Below are 15,964 nucleotides of genomic sequence, written 5' to 3'. Positions count from 1 at the left end.
CTCTTTTCAACTTGAAAATAAGAATTCTACATCCTCTATTCCATCATAAAACAACCATAACCTAAAAAGAAACTCCTCTCCGAATAAGTCCTAAGAATTCCTTCTTAAACCGTTATCCCCAACTCACTATAGAATGTCCCTTCCCGTTACTGGAAAACAACCATCTAACATATCAAAAAAGCCGATGACTAGGTAAACTGTACCCTTTGTAAAGGACATTTTGAAAAAAGCTAGGCAACTTCTAGAAGCTGCTGTCTGTATTTTGCAGGCGGCAGCTTTTTCAAGTTCCATTGCCCCCGATAATGATTGTAATAAATCATATAACTCTTAATTTCTTGCTTTACTTCTTCTAGTGTTTGACATTCTTTTATACTCGTTTCATCTTTAAAATGTCCAAAGAATGATTCTTGGGGGGCATTATCCCAACAGTTCCCGCGACGTGACATAGATTGTCCTAATTTCATTTTCTTCACAAGTTTTTGATAGTGTGGATTGGTGTAGTGGAACCCTTGATCTGAATGAATAAAGGCATCTTCTGTTAAATGGCGGTGTTTCTTCAATTTACGAAGCGTATCGAGGGCAATGTCCAAACTTAACGAAGACGACGTTTCATACGCCAAAATTTCATTCGTTTCTGCGTCCTTAATCGTGGATAAATAAGCACGTTTACCGCCTCCGTACGTTAAATACGTAATATCCGTCAATAATACTTTTCCTGCCACACCTTGTTTAAAGTTGCGTTGTAGTTCATTTGGACACGTGCGATGTTCTTTTGTCGCTTTTGCCATACGTCGCGCTGGATTTGCTTTTCGAATCGGACAGATGATGTCAAATTTCTTCATAATGCGGCGAATACGTTTTAAGTTATACGTAATCCCATATTGATTTTGTAATGTCATTTTTATTTGGCGTGTTCCTTTTTTACGTCCTCTGAATTGATACGCCTTTAAAATGATTTCTTTCACTGCTTCATCTGCTAATTCACGTTCCATCCTTTTTTGAACCGAGTGATTACTAAAATAATTGTAGTAGCCTGAACGTGATACACTCATTAGTTCACATAAATAATTAACGAGTCGTTTTAATTTATACTTTTGGATCGTTTTGTAAATCAGTTCAAACCTTAATTTTGTTGGGATTATGATTTCTTCTTCAACATCTGCCTTTCGAGTAGATCGAGCTTTTTTAAGAGTTCATTCTCTGCTTGTAATAATTTATTTTTCGCCTCTAATCGTGCAATTTTCTCTTCCAATGTCAATTCACGCTCAGATGGTGTGCCTGAATTCAATTTCCGTGTATCTTGTAAACCTTCTATCCCCGCTCGGCGATAAGCAGATCGCCAACGTTTCCCTGAAGATTGGATTCGTTTTATACCGATTAATTCAACATCTAAGCCGGCCTCTTCAAAAATTTCTCTTGGTAATCTACCTTTTTCATTTTCCGCAATAAAGTGACGTTTAAATTCATCACTATACGTAATTGCTTTCTCACTAACTGCTTGCACATACGGATTGCATTTTAATTGTTCTTGTTCTTTTTTAGTAAAATATCTCTTTGCCATTTCATCCCGCTCCGATATCTTTTTTCTCATTATAAACAAAAGTACCCTATAAGATAGACTTTTTTAAAGTGTCTATCTTATAGGGTACAGTTTAAGGCATCATCGGCTTTTTTTCTTATTTGTCTTTTAAGTTGGCAATAAACTCGGACAAGCTTTTCAATTCCTCATCTGTGCCTTTAAACTGATCTTTAGGCATTGATCCCTTACCTTCTTTGGCTATCTTAGCCACTTCATCGGCAGGCAAACCTGTGCCGCTTAGTTTCGGAGCCATAGCAGAACCTTCTAAATTAGTGCCATGGCAGCCAATGCAGCTCTGAGCCTGGAAGACTTGGTAGCCAGGATCATCTTTATTGATCTCTGGGCCTTTGACGATTTCACCCTGTTTTTTGGCAGCTGCCCAGTCATGATGGGCAACAGAAGACCAAGTTAGATAAAAAATCGCCACGATCGCCAACAGCATAAAGCCAGTTGCAAATGGCCGCTTGGAAGGACGCCGTTCCGGCCCCCGGTCCAAGAAAGGCGCAAGCATTAAGGAACCGAATGCCAAGCCAGGAATAATCAAAGTACCGACGATATTGTACGGTCCTGAAGCATACGAGTATTTCAACAACTGATACAAAAATAAAAAGTACCAGTCAGGCAGTGGAATATATCCACTGGCAGATGGATCTGCCATCTTTTCTAACGGAGGCTCATGTGCAACCGTCAAGCATAAAAAACCTACCAGGAAAACAGCTCCAACCATCCATTCTTTCAGTAGAAAGTTTGGCCAAAAAGCTTCCGTCTTCCCGGGATATTCCGAATAATCCTTTGGAATATTAGGTTTTCGTTCAACTGGGACACGAGAGTCCCCTACGAACTTCATCCCTTTACCGCGATGCATAGGATAATCCCCTCCTTTGTTCATAAAAGGTTATTAATTAAAATCAAAACATTCTAACATTTTACAACGGTCCGGAAATACCTTGTTTACGAATCATCAGGAAGTGCGCCGCCACTAAAGCAAGCAATGCTGCCGGCAAAAAGAATACATGGATGGCAAAAAACCTAGTCAATGTCTGGGCTCCGATAATAGTCGAATCGCCCGCCAGCAGGATCTTGATCTGCTCGCCAATCAAAGGTACGGAACCGGCAATTTGCAAACCAACTTTTGTTGCGAACAGCGCTTTCATATCCCAAGGCAATAAGTAACCTGTAAAACCGAGACCTAACATAATGAAGAAAATGAGTACGCCTACGATCCAGTTCAGTTCACGCGGTTTTTTATAAGCTCCTTGGAAGAATACACGTAAAGTATGTAAAAACATCATGACTATAACCAGACTGGCACCCCAGTGGTGCATCCCGCGGACAATTTGTCCGAATGCAACTTCATTCTGAAGATAATAAACGGATTCCCAGGCATTTTTGATATCAGGTACATAATACATGGTCAAAAACATCCCTGATAGTATCTGAATGACTGTAACGAAAAAAGTTAAACCTCCGAAGCAATACACAAAAGCAGAAAAATGGTGGGCTGGATTGACGTGCTCAGGTACCTCATGGTCAGCCACATCTCGCCATAACGGCGTAATTTCCAATCGTTCATCGACCCAATCATATATTTTGTTCAGCAAAGATTACACCTCCTTATTAGGGATGATCGGTCCTAAATTAAGAATTCCCTTTTTCACCTTAACTTCGTACATATCCAGCGGTCCGGTCGGCGGTGTACCAGGAATATTTTTGCCATTTTTCTTGTAGCGGCCATAATGGCAAGGACAAAAGAACTCGTTCGGGTTATTCTTGTCCGTATTCCAATCGACCGTACAGCCAAGATGCTTGCAGACAGGTGACAGCGCAACGATTTCACCATCTGATTTCTTATACACCCAAGCCGTCCGCGTTTCTTCGGATTCATACCAGGCATCCACTTGGTCAACCTTGAAATTCACACGCTGCGGCTCTTCAGTCAATTCGCTTTCCTTCAACTTTGTAGCCACAAAGCTTCCTTTTGCATCCGTTTTCAAAACGGGATCAACGGCGAAGCGAACCATTGGCATCAGCATTCCAGCAGCCATGAAACCGCCTACTCCAGTTAGAGTATAATTAAGGAACTGACGTCTGGAAACACGTTGTTTGCTCATACATTTTCCCCCTTCCGTCAAAAAACTAATACTACCCATCTTTACCAAATTATTCTATAAAACTAGGACATTACAATCTTATATCAATATGAATATTTGGTCAATATTCTGATAACACAATAAATGGCAAGAATGTGTCATATGTATTATTTTCCATAAATAATCAATTTGCCCAGGAGTCAATGATCGTATTCAATACTTTTTTTACCTGCCCTCCGATAAGGTCCTGCTTATACTCATCTTCCATCGTATCCAACGGCAACAAAGGGACTGTTATTAGATGATCTGACATGCCAGCGCTTACCTTCTTCCACTCTGTATCGCAAGTGATAAAAAAGATAAACGGAATCTCCTGTTTTTTTAATGTATCGAGCCACTCTGTGAAAAAGTGTATTTTTTTCACTTCGTCCCATTCCATACTATATGTCAATGGCGGCAGCAAGAGGACTCTTCCTTTAAACTGCCTTTCCACTTCCTGCACTATGATAGCGGTATATTCATGCATGGAGCCGCTCATGATGGCCTGTTCCTGAAAATCGATCCCGTTTAAGGGAATGATAGCGGTGTCTACGTATTCTTTCGTATTCAAATACAATTCCACGTCTTTTGCTGTCCATTTCATAAAGTTTCCCTCCTGACATTGTAAAACAATTCCATAATAACACTTTCTATCCAGAAAATATATTATTATCAAGAAAGAAAAATAGTTTTCCTTCTTGGTGCTATGCCAAAATAGTAAAAGAAAAAGAAACAAAAAATGAGCCCTTCATGCTGCCATGAAAAGGCTCATTACTCATTTATTTTGACTGGAATTGTTTTAGACGGTCGGTCAATTGTTTGAACGCATCAATATCATTACGGTCCAGCGCATCGTCAATTTGCTGCAATAAAAGATTTTGCTGATACTGTGTCAATGATTGCTCAAGCAATTGTTCCGCGATCATCTTGTCTTTTTCATTGCTTTCCGCCTTCTCTGGAAGGTAGGGATTCTTCTCCAATACTGCTGCATAGTGATATGAAGAATATGCCGAACGGAAATGCAGGGTAATATAAATATCTTCATCGCGGTTTAACCGGATATCATGGAAGGATTTCTCCGCATCTGTTGTCATGACATTCGATTTATAAAACTTGAACGGAGCTTCTTCTACACAATGAGCTGCCATCACAAGACCTCGTGGACAATATTGCGCATCTTCCACAAAGTGCACATTTTTCATCAACTGGTCATGGCTCATCAAATAGTTTAAAATCCAAACACATTCACGTCTTTTTAACTGGTAATGGTTGAGAAACCATCGGATAAATTCCTTTTTCTCATTAACAGAAACAGGGGCTGCCATTGTATTTCCCTCCTCTGCAGAATTAATTGGATTGGTATCCATGCAGCCTTGCCAGCTTTATTCAACCTTTTTTACCTATTCTCAAACTGTTCGATAACAGAAAGGTATTCTTCATTCCAAGGATCATTTTCAAGCAATTTCTTAAATAGTTCGAGAGTCATTGCCCGGTTTCCTTCTTCCATTGAAAAATATCCGTAATCACGAAGAAAATCATCATTTTCTTTATATGTTTCATAAGCTTCCTTATAACAACTTTCTGCTCGGCCGTATTCCTCAAGCCCGTTATAGCTCAACGCTAGCAGCCAAGCAAACTGAGGATCATTTTCACCATATTCCTGTACACTTTCAATTGTTTCAATGCATTCTTCAAACATTTCCTTCGCTATTAAGAATTTGGAAAGAGTAATGTTTGCTTCCAAATAACCTGGATCAATAGCAATTGCTTCACGGAAATAAGAGACCGCCTGCTCTTCTTTCTGCAGCTTCAATGACATTTTTCCCGCTTTAAAATAAAGTTCTTTATTGAATTCATCCTGTTTAATTCCTTCTTTGACGGTGTTGTATGCATTCTTATAATCGTTCAATTGCTCATATGAAGATGCAAGATATAAATAGAGGGAATGGTATTCATGATCCATTTCCTTCAATTCCGTAAACTTGTCAACAGCTGTCTGGTACTGACCTGCTTGGAATGCTGTCAACCCGTATTGGAACAAAGTATGCAGTTCCGTTTTCTGCTTCAAGCTTTTTTCATAGTATGGCAATGCTTCTTCAAATTGGCCCATATTGCTGTATGACTCAGCTATTCTCTGGTGAATGCTAATCCCGGCCACTTCTTTTTCTGTATTAAGAACATTTTGATAGCACTCGATTGCTTCTAAAAAACTTCCTTGCATATAACATTGTTCACCTAAGGCGAAATCAATCAACGGTTCATCGGGCATGATTTTTTTTGCTTCTTTTAATTTGTTGTATGCCACTTCTTCCATTCCAGTCAGAGCATACAGATCCGCCTCCAAAAGCAGGGCACTTGGATAAACAGGGTCTTCTTTTCCAACCTTCTTCACCAGCTCAAGCGCTTCATCCTCATGGTCCATTTCAATTTGTATTTCTGCGAGCGACAATAATAATTCGCCTTCATCGGGATGCGTTGCCAATAATTGCTCATAAAGCGCAGAGGCTTGTTCAAGAAATCCCATCTCGGAAAGTTTTTCTGCCAATACAAATATATCTTCTTCAAGTCCGCTGTTTTGTATTGTATGTATATGTTTATATGCTTCTTCAAATTCGCCATTATTTATTTTTTCTATTACTTTATCAACTGTTATCATATATATCCTTCCCTGCCATCGGCTTCTATTTTGTAGTGTTCAATTGTCGATCCCTGACCCAAACAACGGTTTCGGTTAAGCAACCGCCAAGGTTTCCGCCTGGTCTTTTTTCAGAAGATCAACAACCGCGGTTAACATATCTTATTGAAAAAAACCGGGTACGGCAATGTCCATTTGTGCACCTGGCTTTTCTGGGATAAACGTTTCATTGCCAGCCCGGATAACTTTATTGTGGAATACTGTATATTGTATATAATCATGATACGTCGTTTTCAATGGAATTAAACAATTCAGGTCATTTTCTTTGATGACATTATACGATATTTCTCCATTGTTGCGAATAATTCCTTTAAAAGGGTAGATGCCGAATTTTTTGAGCGCATCCTTTGGCAAATGTTCATTTAGTCTTAGCGGTTCTTGCAAATGCGGAAGCTTATCCTTTTGCATGCATGTCTGCCAATCATATTTCTGCTTGTCCGAACATACTGCATATTCAGGAACAAAAACCATTTTGTACGGAAAAATGGCTTCTCTCATTCTGCTCCAAGCCACTTTCCCTATTTCTCCCCCTGCTTCAATTGCTACAATTACAGCTGGAATATGGTTTTGTTTGCAGCGCCTTAAAAGAGAAGGCCTGACCAGTGCCATAGGCACCTTAGCGATAATGACATAGTCCAAAGGAAAGGAAGCCAGAGCTTTCCTGGTTTTCTTTAACAGATTGTCAAACTGGCGTTCATAGTCTATTTCCATAGCAAATATGACAGTTGTTGCCCCCATGCGGATACAAGCATCCGCATATCTGTTTCCTCCATGAAGCCATTGTTCCACACTTCCGAAGATTGTCTCTGCCGCAAGTAAAATGTGGTTGTCCAAATTTAGCCGCATAAAACTCATTCTATTTACCGGTATGTCTCTTGCGTATACCAAGTCATCCTTCATCACCAAATTTGTTTTTCTCACTTGGCCGTTTTCATAAAGAGATAATTGCTCAACAATATACGACATATGACCGCTCCCTTTCGGTTATATGTCAATATATGAACGTAGCTTTCCCATTATTCAAAAAAACAGGAATCCTATTCATTTCAATTATATCTGATTACGAAAAGCTTTTAACAGGATAACACTTTTCGGACAGGTTATAAATACCTAAAAACAGGAACTGCATAATGAAAGAAAAGAAGAACCCCTATTGGTTCTTCTTTTCTTCATCTGTAATTCGTTTTAGATCTTCAAAGAAAGTAGGATATGAAACTGCGATACTTTCCGCTCTTTGAAGATTGACATCTCCATCAGCAAACAACGCAGCGATAGAAAGCATCATTCCTATCCGATGGTCGCCATGGCTATCCACTTCCGCCCCGTGCAAAGGTGTCGGACCATTGATCACCATGCCATCTTCAGTTGCGGTTATATCAGCCCCCATTTTCCGAAGCTCAGAAACGACCGTATCGATTCTATTTGTCTCTTTAACCTTTAATTCTTTTGCATCAGCTATGACTGTCCGTCCTTTTGCTTGCGTGGCCAGCAAGGCAATAATAGGAATTTCATCAATCAAGCGAGGGATCAAATCTCCATTTATATCAGTACTTGTCAATGTGGAAGAATGTACGGTTATCGTTCCATACGGTTCCATTTCATTTTCGCCCGACATTTGTTGAACAATTATGTGGGACCCCATTGCCTTTAACACCTCTATAATGCCCGCTCTTGTATCGTTAAGACCTACATTTTCCAGCTTGATGGACCCCTTTGGCGCAATGGCGGCAGCAACCATAAAAAATGCAGCTGAAGAAATATCTCCAGGCACCTTAATAGCAGTGCCCCTCAATGTCTGCTTTCCTGCAAGAGTAATGGACTTCCCTTCTTTATGGACATCCACTCCAAAATTGCGGAGCATTCGTTCAGTATGGTCCCGGGTCGATTCTTTTTCAATGACTGTCGTCTTGCCTTCTGCCTGCAACCCCGCTAAAAGGATTGCAGATTTAACCTGAGCGCTCGCTACAGGCATCTCATATGTGATGCCTTTTAACAAACCTCCACGGATGCTGAGAGGCGTATACTTGCCATTCTCCCTTCCATCAATCAGTGCGCCCATTTCCCTAAGCGGGTCTACCACTCTAGACATCGGGCGTTTTCCGATGGATGAATCACCGATCAAGATAGAATGAAAAGGAAGCGAAGCCAAAATACCCGATATTAGGCGAATGGTTGTACCGCTATTGCCGACATCCAGTACCTCTTTGGATTCCTTCAGCTGGCCGAATCCTTTTCCGTTAATGACCACTTTCGAGCCTTCTCGTTCAATATCGACCCCTAATTTTTTGAAGCAGGATATCGTACTCAGGCAATCCTCACCCTCTAAAAAATGATCGACTACTGTTTGTCCATCAGCTAGCGAACCAAACATGATTGCCCTATGGGAAATCGATTTATCACCAGGGACGGACACCGTTCCATTGAGTTCTTTCACTCTTGTTTGTAGGACTTGATTTGTCATTTTACCCCAACACTTTCCTCAGGCTATATAAACGCCATAATTTGTATATTTTTCGATGCAGGCTTCCGCTTCTTTTCGATCATCCTCGTTTTGGAAAGAAATAACAAGCACTCCATATAGTTCTTCACGAGTCTCCAAAATACGAATATTGGTTATGGAAATATGCTCTTTCGCCAAGTAGCCTGTTATTTCTGAGATGACACCTGAATAGTCGGGCACATCTACGTACAGATCATAAAAGGAAGGAATAGCTCCTTGGGAGCGGATCGGCAGATCATCCCGAAAAGTCTTAGCATCTTCAAAAAAGGAATAGATGCTGTCGCTATCTTCTTCCAACAAATACCCTTTGACAGCTTGCATTCCGTCCACCCATTCGTCCATTAATTGTAATAGATTTTCTCTATTATGCAAGAGGATGTCTCTCCACATTTCAGGACTGCTGGAGGCTATCCGGGTAATATCCCTGAATCCGCCAGCAGCCAGACGAGTTACCAGATTATTTCCGATAGTGGTCTTTTTGGCCTGATGAACGAGTCCTGCTGCGATAATATGCGGGAAATGGGATATGACGCCAGTCAATTGGTCATGCATTTCTGGTGGGACAACCAAAAAGTTCGCTTTTGTACCGCGAAGCCATGCTTTTAATTCGGCTGTCTTTTTTTCTTCCACCTTTTCTCCCGGGGTCAATAAGTAAAAGGCATTTTCAAAAAGATGAGCCTTCGCTGCCGCAGGGCCCGTTTTATGGGACCCCGCCATTGGATGGCCTCCAATGAAAGTGGCCCCAGTCACTTCCAATATCTGTGCAGTCTCTGTGATTTTTTGTTTTGTGCTGCCTACGTCAGTGATTATGCACCGTTCCTTAAGGGAGCACTCCGCTAATGTGTTCAATATTTCCTCTGTTTGCTTAACCGGGGTCCCAATGATTATAAGATCTGCTTCTTCCGCACCTTCCTGGACCGTAGAGGGAATGAGATCGATTATACCAAGAGCTTTGGCAAGCTGCATACTGTTTTGGTTTATATCATAACCGCTCATGACAACATCACGATGGGTGTTCTTAATGGCCAGCGCCACTGAGCTGCCGATTAAACCAAGGCCGATGATAAAGACTCTTCCTCTCACTGAAGCCAACTCCTTTATTATGCTAGTTTGCTTGTTTCTGTTTTTCCAAAAAACCGCGAAGCTCCGATAAGAATCCTTCTGTCTCTTCCTCTGTCCCTACCGTTACGCGGATATAGGTCGGATAGCCGAGCGCCTGGCCGCTACGGATAATGAATCCTTTGCTCATAAGATATTCAAATGCTTCATTTGCGTCTTTTTTAACATCCATTAAAATGAAATTCGCCTGAGATGGAAAATAATGAAGTCCTTCTTCTTCACAGAAGGCATATAGCTTTTCCATACCTTTACGGTTTAAGGAGGAGCATTGGCTGATGAAAGACTGATCCTCCAATGCAATTTCAGCTACCGCCTGGCCAAGTGTATTGACATTGAATGGTTGCCGGACTGGCTCCAATTGGCTGATGATGGCTTCATTTCCGTAACCGTAGCCGACACGGAAAGATGCCAGGCCGTAGATTTTAGAAAATGTCCGGAGTGCAATAACATTTGGATATTGTTTGATTAATTCAAGACTATCCGGGTAATCATCCGCCACTACATATTCACGGTAAGCCTCATCCAATACCACAAGGACATCTTCAGGCACTGCTTCAAGGAATGGAATCAACTCAGATTCAGTGATATAGACACCGGTAGGGTTATTAGGCGTACAGACCCATACAACAGCTGTCTCTTCATCTATTGCTGCCAGCATGGCATTTAAATCATGCTTACCATCGATAAGCGGAATTTCTCTAATTTCGGTTCCTTCCACTAAGGCATTATGTTTATATTGTGAGAAGGATGGAGCTGCCATTACCGTATTATTGCCTGGTTGCAGCAAGCTTCTTGAAATAATGCTAAGCAAATCATCAGAGCCATTGCCCAAAATCAACTGGCTTTTCGGAAGGCCCGTATATTTGGATAGGGCTTGTTTTAGATTTGAAGCTGCACCATCGGGGTATAATTCGAAATGTGTAGTTCCTTGCCGAAGCGCTTCAGAAACGAGCGGCGAGTAACCATATGGGTTTTCATTGCTTGCCAGTTTACTAATTTTATCGAGGCCATACTCTTTTTTCACTTCGTCGATAGTTCTTCCTGGCTGGTAGGAATTCAAACCAATAATTTTTTGTTTCCATTTCATTTTCATCTTCCCCTTTTAATCATAGTTTTCAAACAACCATATAACTGCCCCTCTTAAGCGGCAACAAAAACGGATGTACATGTTGACTGAAGATACTAAATATTTTTTCTTTAACTATATAGCAAAACACCCATAAAGGGGTGTTTTATTCCTTCATTCATTTAATCAAATCAGGACGCAGTGAAACTGCTCTGTTTAAATATACATGGTTAATATCCTGCTGGCTTTTCTCCGTATTCCAATGCAGCATGATTCTAATGCATTTCTCCAATGAACCAGGCACTTCTATTTCACGTACGCACATAACCGGAACATAAGTCCAACCATCTATATTTCTTAATGCCTTTGCAGGGAAAGCTGCCGTCAAATCAGACGTTGCCGAAATGATTACAGAGCAGACATGTTCTGCTTCTATCCCGTTTTGCCCGATCAACTCCCTAAGCAGATCCTCCGTTTGTCTAACGATAACCTGCTCTTTGTCCTCTTCTACAGTTGTCGCTCCTCTAACACCTCGTGTCATGCGTTCTCCCCCTCTTCATCTAAAGAATGTCTGCAAACTATGTAACACTTCATCCTCCGGCAATGTCACCAGCACCGGTTTCCCTAATGCCTCCAGTAGAACAAACGTAATTTCTTCGCCCGTTGTTTTTTTGTCCTTTTTCATGCTTTCAACCAAATCTTCGAACCTGCATTCAGGCACCGACAGGCTGTATCCCAACTGTTTACTCCAATCTATAAAATGATCCAAGTCAAACTTAAGGCCTGTTTTTTCCATGCTTAAATGAAGTGCGAATAGCATTCCGATCCAAACTGCTTCGCCATGTGTCACCTTTCCATAACCTGCATTTGCCTCTATACTATGTCCCAGCGTATGGCCAAAATTCAGAAAAGCCCTTACACCCTGTTCTTTTTCATCTTGTTTGACAATTGAAGCCTTGATCGAAATTCCAGTTGTGAGAATATAGGCCAGGAAGCCCCCCTTCAGGTCATCCATTGCAGAAACATTATCCATCATTTCGTAGTAAAATTCTTCATCGAGAATAAGCCCATGCTTGACAGCCTCGGCAAAACCAGAGCGTAATTCCTTTTCAGGAAGGCTATGGATAAAACTCCAGTCATAAAAAACGGCTTCAGGCTGATGGAAGGCCCCCACCATATTTTTTCCGAGCGGATGATTGATGGCCGTCTTTCCCCCTACTGCACTGTCATGTGCCAATAGCGTGGTTGGTATGCCGATAAAGCGAATACCTCTCATATAAGTTGCCGCTACGAATCCTGCCAGGTCTCCGACTGCTCCCCCGCCAAAAGCCAGCACAACAGATTTTCTGTTAATTTGATGCTCTAAGCCTTCCTTATGGCAGCTTTCATACACGGCAAACGTTTTGGCATATTCCCCTGGCGGAACAATGGTAATGACCATTTTATCGCTATAGGCAGGCGATAAAACATGAATCAATTTATCCATATACAGAGATGCTACTTTTTCATCCGCTATGATCCAAATTTTTGAGGCATCTGCCATCTGTTCCTTCAAAAACGCAGGCAAATGACCCAACGCTTCCCGGCCAACAAAGACGGGATATGTTTTGTCGGATGTTTCAATGGCAAGTTCTTTCATCATGTTTAAAACTCCTTTTGCTGTTTTCTGTATACCTGCAGATAATCTCTCAAACCGTCAAAGTTGTCGCTTGGGAACTGTTCCATGATGGCATTCGCCAATTCCCATGCCACAGCAGCCTCCGCAACCACAGCAGCTGCCGGTACGGCACAGCTATCAGATCGTTCAACACTCGCCTGGAAAACTTCTTTTGTATTAATATCAACACTCTTTAAGGGCTTATACAGGGTAGGAATAGGCTTCATGACCCCTCTTACTACAATCGGCATCCCTGTTGACATTCCGCCTTCTATGCCGCCGAGCCTGTTGGAAAGGCGATAGTATCCTTTTTCCTCGCTCCACGCAATTTCATCATGGATTTCCGAACCAAAACGGTCAGCAGCTTCAAAACCAATGCCGATTTCAGCCCCTTTAAATGCATTGATGCTTAATATGGCTGCAGCTAATTTGGAATCAAGCTTGCGGTCATAGTGTACATAGCTGCCTACGCCCGCTGGCATCCCTTCAACAACAACCTCGACGATTCCACCGATGGAATCGCCAGCTTCTTTGGCTGCATCGATTGCATCCATCATCTTTTGCCCAGCTTCTGGATCAAGGCAACGGACTGGAGATTCTTCTGTAATTCGCTGCAGCTCCTCAATCGAACTATAAGCTGTCACATTCGACTGGATACCCCCGATTTTCACCACTTGCGAACCTACTTTTATCCCTAAATGGGCCAGCAAGGTTTTAGCCAAGGCGCCAGCAGCGACACGAACTGTTGTCTCACGGGCAGAAGATCGTTCCAGGACATTTCTCAAATCCCTATGTCCATACTTTAATCCTCCGTTTAAATCTGCATGTCCAGGACGGGGACGGGTAACAACACGCGCCATATCCTCCATGTCCTTTTCCTCAACCGGCTCAATTCCCATGATTTTCGTCCAATGCTTCCAGTCATTATTTTCGACTACAAGTGCAATTGGGGAACCAAGGGTTTTACCATGCCTGATCCCTGATGTAATCAGAGCCTGGTCTTTTTCAATCTTCATTCTCCTGCCGCGGCCATGTCCTTTTTGGCGCCGCACCAAGTCTTTGTTAATATCTTCAGACGTAACAGGAAGCCCAGCCGGCATTCCTTCTATAATGGTCGTCAACTGTGGTCCATGCGATTCCCCCGCTGTTAAATATCGCAAATTATCCATCTCCTTTTAGTGCTTTAAAGCTTTTATGTAACAATATAACATAGGTCTTTCCCTATTGTCATTTAATTAATATGTAATCCATTATATCTTTTTATAAAAAAAGGTTTCTTCACTTTCTAACTGATACTGTCCGGCATTAAAAATTTGCTCCGTGCTCCCAACAAAAAGGACGCCATTGCTCTTAAGAGAAGTACTGAATTTTTTATAAAGCATATCCTTAGCTTCCTCCGTGAAATAAATGAGGACGTTTCTGCATACTATTAAATCAAAATCAGACTCAAAAGGGTCACGTAATAGATTTTGCTTCTTAAACGTTATGCATCTTTTCACATCGTCATTTACGGTATAAAAATGGCCGTTTTGTGTAAAGTGTTTCTGCCTATATTCAACCGGCAGCTCTTTTAGCGATCGTTCATCATAGCGGCCAACTTTCGCATGATTTAGGACGATATCATCAATATCGGTCGCCAAAATACTGAATTGGGAGGGCGGCATGTATTTTAGGAGCATCATGGCCAAAGTATACGGCTCATCCCCTGTTGAACAAGCTGCACTCCAAATTTTCAGCTTTCGGTTCTCTTTCATAAGCCGAGGCAATATTTTTCGGTCGAGGACATCCCATCTCTTCCCGTTCCTATAAAACTCAGAGACATTGATTGTCATACGGTCCAAAAATTCATCCAAGGCTTTTTGATTGCCCTTAATATGGCGGTAATAGTCCATGAATGAAGAAAAACCGCGTTTCTCATATAGTGATGTCAGCCTTCTTTTCATTTGTGCTTCTTTATATAAATGCAAATCAATACCGGTCAACTGTTTAATATGTATAATAAACTCTTTAAAATCATTTGGCATTTGCACCCCTGCTCCCTATCTGGCTGAAATTCTTGTATCTAGTATAACGAATTCATCCATCACAAAAAATGGTTTACCGAAAAAAAGTAAAAGTATTTAAAAAAATCCTGCGATGCTTCGCAGGATTTCCATTCAAACTAAACAATAAGCAATTGAAGAATCAATAAACCCAATCATTGATTAGTTTAGTATATTCCACAAGCTCTTCTTGTTTGAAGAACAAACCGATTTCTCTTTCGGCACTTTCCGGTGAATCAGAACCGTGAATAATGTTTTTAGCGACTGTCACAGCATAATCGCCTCTGATTGTGCCAGGTTGAGAATCCTTAGGGTTTGTAGCGCCCATCATTGTGCGTGCTGCAGAAATGACATTTTCTCCTTGCCAAACCATAGCGAAAACTGGTCCGGAAGTGATAAAATCTACCAATTCGCCAAAGAAAGGTCTCTCTTTATGTTCGCCATAATGCTTCTCCGCTAATTCAGTCGGAATCTGCATCAATTTAGCGCCTACTAATTGAAAGCCCTTACTTTCAAAACGTGAAACTATATCTCCAATCAATTGACGTTGAACGCCATCAGGTTTAACCATTAAAAATGTTTTTTCCATCTTCTTTCACTCCTTCAAATATGTATGTCAGATTGCACAAATTGGACAATCCTAACAAATAGTATCACTTAATCAGAATTTTAGCAACTATTAAAGAAAAGCCGGTACCGGTGATTCTTTTTCCTCAAGAAAAAGAATCAGGGATGCGGCAGAAATAAGACAAGCCATACAGGAAGCGTTCCCCTTGCTTCCGAAATGGATGGGCTTATTTCCGAGCATGCCAGGCACAAGGCTGGACAGTGAAGAAAAGCAGAGGAGGCTTGATCAGGCCCGACAAGCTTAAGACGGGAATAGCTCAAAGGTTGATTTTTGCCTTTGACTATTCTCGGCTTGAGACCTCGAGGGCCTAGCGACTGCAGCTAGACAAGAGAAAAGCCGGTACCGGTGATTCTTTTTCCTCAAGAAAAAGAATCAGGGATGCGGCAGAAATAAGACAAGCCATACAGGAAGCGTTCCCCTTGCTTCCGAAATGGATGGGCTTATTTCCGAGCATGCCAGGCACAAGGCTGGACAGTGAAGAAAAGCGGAGGGGGCTTGATCAGGCCCGATCCTCGAGGGCCTAGCCGCTGCGGCTTGCTCTTTTCCAAT

The 15,964-nt window shown here is 41.6% G+C and carries 16 protein-coding genes; all 16 read right to left on the bottom strand.

All coding sequences use genetic code 11. The annotated features are described in order from the left end of the window. Nucleotides 1–230: 230 nt before the first annotated feature. A protein-coding gene (locus tag ABC357_RS06690) for an IS3 family transposase (protein WP_412886755.1) occupies nucleotides 231–1,561 on the bottom strand; the annotation gives its coding sequence in 2 pieces (ribosomal slippage) (nucleotides 231–1,177 and nucleotides 1,177–1,561; 1,332 coding nt in all). 115 nt (nucleotides 1,562–1,676) lie between these two features. After that, nucleotides 1,677–2,444 carry a menaquinol-cytochrome c reductase cytochrome b/c subunit gene (locus ABC357_RS06685; RefSeq protein ID WP_412886754.1) on the bottom strand — a complete coding sequence of 256 codons (768 nt, stop codon included), beginning with the start codon at nucleotides 2,442–2,444 and terminating at the stop codon, nucleotides 1,677–1,679. Between the two features lie 61 nt (nucleotides 2,445–2,505). After that, nucleotides 2,506–3,180 carry a menaquinol-cytochrome c reductase cytochrome b subunit gene (qcrB, locus tag ABC357_RS06680; RefSeq protein WP_412886753.1) on the bottom strand — a complete coding sequence of 225 codons (675 nt, stop codon included), beginning with the start codon at nucleotides 3,178–3,180 and terminating at the stop codon, nucleotides 2,506–2,508. Nucleotides 3,181–3,183: 3 nt separating this feature from the next. Then, nucleotides 3,184–3,690 (bottom strand): QcrA and Rieske domain-containing protein, encoded by a 507-nt coding sequence (locus ABC357_RS06675; protein WP_412886752.1) that lies wholly within the window; start codon nucleotides 3,688–3,690, stop codon nucleotides 3,184–3,186. Between the two features lie 163 nt (nucleotides 3,691–3,853). Beyond that, a complete protein-coding gene (locus tag ABC357_RS06670; protein ID WP_412886751.1) occupies nucleotides 3,854–4,312 on the bottom strand; it encodes a YpiF family protein in 459 nt (152 codons plus the stop codon). Nucleotides 4,313–4,487: 175 nt separating this feature from the next. Then, the gene (locus ABC357_RS06665) at nucleotides 4,488–5,033 is read right to left on the bottom strand and encodes a ReoY family proteolytic degradation factor (RefSeq protein ID WP_412886750.1); all 546 of its coding nucleotides are present in this window, start codon (nucleotides 5,031–5,033) and stop codon (nucleotides 4,488–4,490) included. Between the two features lie 71 nt (nucleotides 5,034–5,104). Further along, a complete protein-coding gene (locus ABC357_RS06660; protein ID WP_412886749.1) occupies nucleotides 5,105–6,364 on the bottom strand; it encodes a tetratricopeptide repeat protein in 1,260 nt (419 codons plus the stop codon). A 141-nt stretch (nucleotides 6,365–6,505) separates the two neighbouring features. Next, a complete protein-coding gene (locus tag ABC357_RS06655) occupies nucleotides 6,506–7,369 on the bottom strand; it encodes a hypothetical protein (protein WP_412886748.1) in 864 nt (287 codons plus the stop codon). Nucleotides 7,370–7,553: 184 nt separating this feature from the next. After that, nucleotides 7,554–8,864 carry a 3-phosphoshikimate 1-carboxyvinyltransferase gene (aroA, locus tag ABC357_RS06650; RefSeq protein ID WP_412886747.1) on the bottom strand — a complete coding sequence of 437 codons (1,311 nt, stop codon included), beginning with the start codon at nucleotides 8,862–8,864 and terminating at the stop codon, nucleotides 7,554–7,556. Nucleotides 8,865–8,882: 18 nt separating this feature from the next. Next, nucleotides 8,883–9,986 carry a prephenate dehydrogenase gene (locus ABC357_RS06645; RefSeq protein WP_412886746.1) on the bottom strand — a complete coding sequence of 368 codons (1,104 nt, stop codon included), beginning with the start codon at nucleotides 9,984–9,986 and terminating at the stop codon, nucleotides 8,883–8,885. Between the two features lie 22 nt (nucleotides 9,987–10,008). After that, a complete protein-coding gene (gene hisC, locus ABC357_RS06640) occupies nucleotides 10,009–11,109 on the bottom strand; it encodes a histidinol-phosphate transaminase (RefSeq protein ID WP_412886745.1) in 1,101 nt (366 codons plus the stop codon). A 157-nt stretch (nucleotides 11,110–11,266) separates the two neighbouring features. Further along, nucleotides 11,267–11,629: a chorismate mutase gene (aroH, locus tag ABC357_RS06635; RefSeq protein WP_412886744.1), complete on the bottom strand. Its 363-nt coding sequence runs from the start codon at nucleotides 11,627–11,629 to the stop codon at nucleotides 11,267–11,269. Between the two features lie 15 nt (nucleotides 11,630–11,644). Next, entirely contained in the window at nucleotides 11,645–12,730 is a 1,086-nt protein-coding gene (aroB, locus tag ABC357_RS06630; protein ID WP_412886743.1) for a 3-dehydroquinate synthase, read from the bottom strand. 2 nt (nucleotides 12,731–12,732) lie between these two features. Then, a complete protein-coding gene (gene aroC, locus ABC357_RS06625) occupies nucleotides 12,733–13,905 on the bottom strand; it encodes a chorismate synthase (protein WP_412886742.1) in 1,173 nt (390 codons plus the stop codon). Nucleotides 13,906–13,995: 90 nt separating this feature from the next. After that, entirely contained in the window at nucleotides 13,996–14,769 is a 774-nt protein-coding gene (locus ABC357_RS06620; protein ID WP_412886741.1) for a CheR family methyltransferase, read from the bottom strand. 160 nt (nucleotides 14,770–14,929) lie between these two features. After that, on the bottom strand, nucleotides 14,930–15,376 hold the full coding sequence (ndk, locus tag ABC357_RS06615) for a nucleoside-diphosphate kinase (protein ID WP_412886740.1): 447 nt from the start codon (nucleotides 15,374–15,376) through the stop codon (nucleotides 14,930–14,932). Nucleotides 15,377–15,964: the final 588 nt, after the last annotated feature.

The organism is Bacillus kalamii, from assembly GCF_047238185.1.
GTDB lineage: Bacteria > Bacillota > Bacilli > Bacillales > DSM-1321 > Bacillus_AD.
The sequence above is the reverse complement of the archived record's forward strand: the minus strand, read 5'-3'. Positions and strand labels throughout refer to the sequence as shown.

Bases quoted from the DNA above. Each gene is read 5' to 3' on its own strand.
- ABC357_RS06675 (WP_412886752.1), bottom strand. From the start codon at position 3,690: ATGAGCAAACAACGTGTTTCCAGACGTCAGTTCCTTAATTATACTCTA.
- ABC357_RS06665 (WP_412886750.1), bottom strand. From the start codon at position 5,033: ATGGCAGCCCCTGTTTCTGTTAATGAGAAAAAGGAATTTATCCGATGG.
- ndk (WP_412886740.1), bottom strand. From the start codon at position 15,376: ATGGAAAAAACATTTTTAATGGTTAAACCTGATGGCGTTCAACGTCAA.
- aroH (WP_412886744.1), bottom strand. From the start codon at position 11,629: ATGACACGAGGTGTTAGAGGAGCGACAACTGTAGAAGAGGACAAAGAG.
- ABC357_RS06620 (WP_412886741.1), bottom strand. From the start codon at position 14,769: ATGCCAAATGATTTTAAAGAGTTTATTATACATATTAAACAGTTGACC.
- ABC357_RS06670 (WP_412886751.1), bottom strand. From the start codon at position 4,312: ATGAAATGGACAGCAAAAGACGTGGAATTGTATTTGAATACGAAAGAA.
- ABC357_RS06655 (WP_412886748.1), bottom strand. From the start codon at position 7,369: ATGTCGTATATTGTTGAGCAATTATCTCTTTATGAAAACGGCCAAGTG.
- aroA (WP_412886747.1), bottom strand. From the start codon at position 8,864: ATGACAAATCAAGTCCTACAAACAAGAGTGAAAGAACTCAATGGAACG.
- ABC357_RS06660 (WP_412886749.1), bottom strand. From the start codon at position 6,364: ATGATAACAGTTGATAAAGTAATAGAAAAAATAAATAATGGCGAATTT.
- ABC357_RS06685 (WP_412886754.1), bottom strand. From the start codon at position 2,444: ATGCATCGCGGTAAAGGGATGAAGTTCGTAGGGGACTCTCGTGTCCCA.
- hisC (WP_412886745.1), bottom strand. From the start codon at position 11,109: ATGAAATGGAAACAAAAAATTATTGGTTTGAATTCCTACCAGCCAGGA.
- aroB (WP_412886743.1), bottom strand. From the start codon at position 12,730: ATGATGAAAGAACTTGCCATTGAAACATCCGACAAAACATATCCCGTC.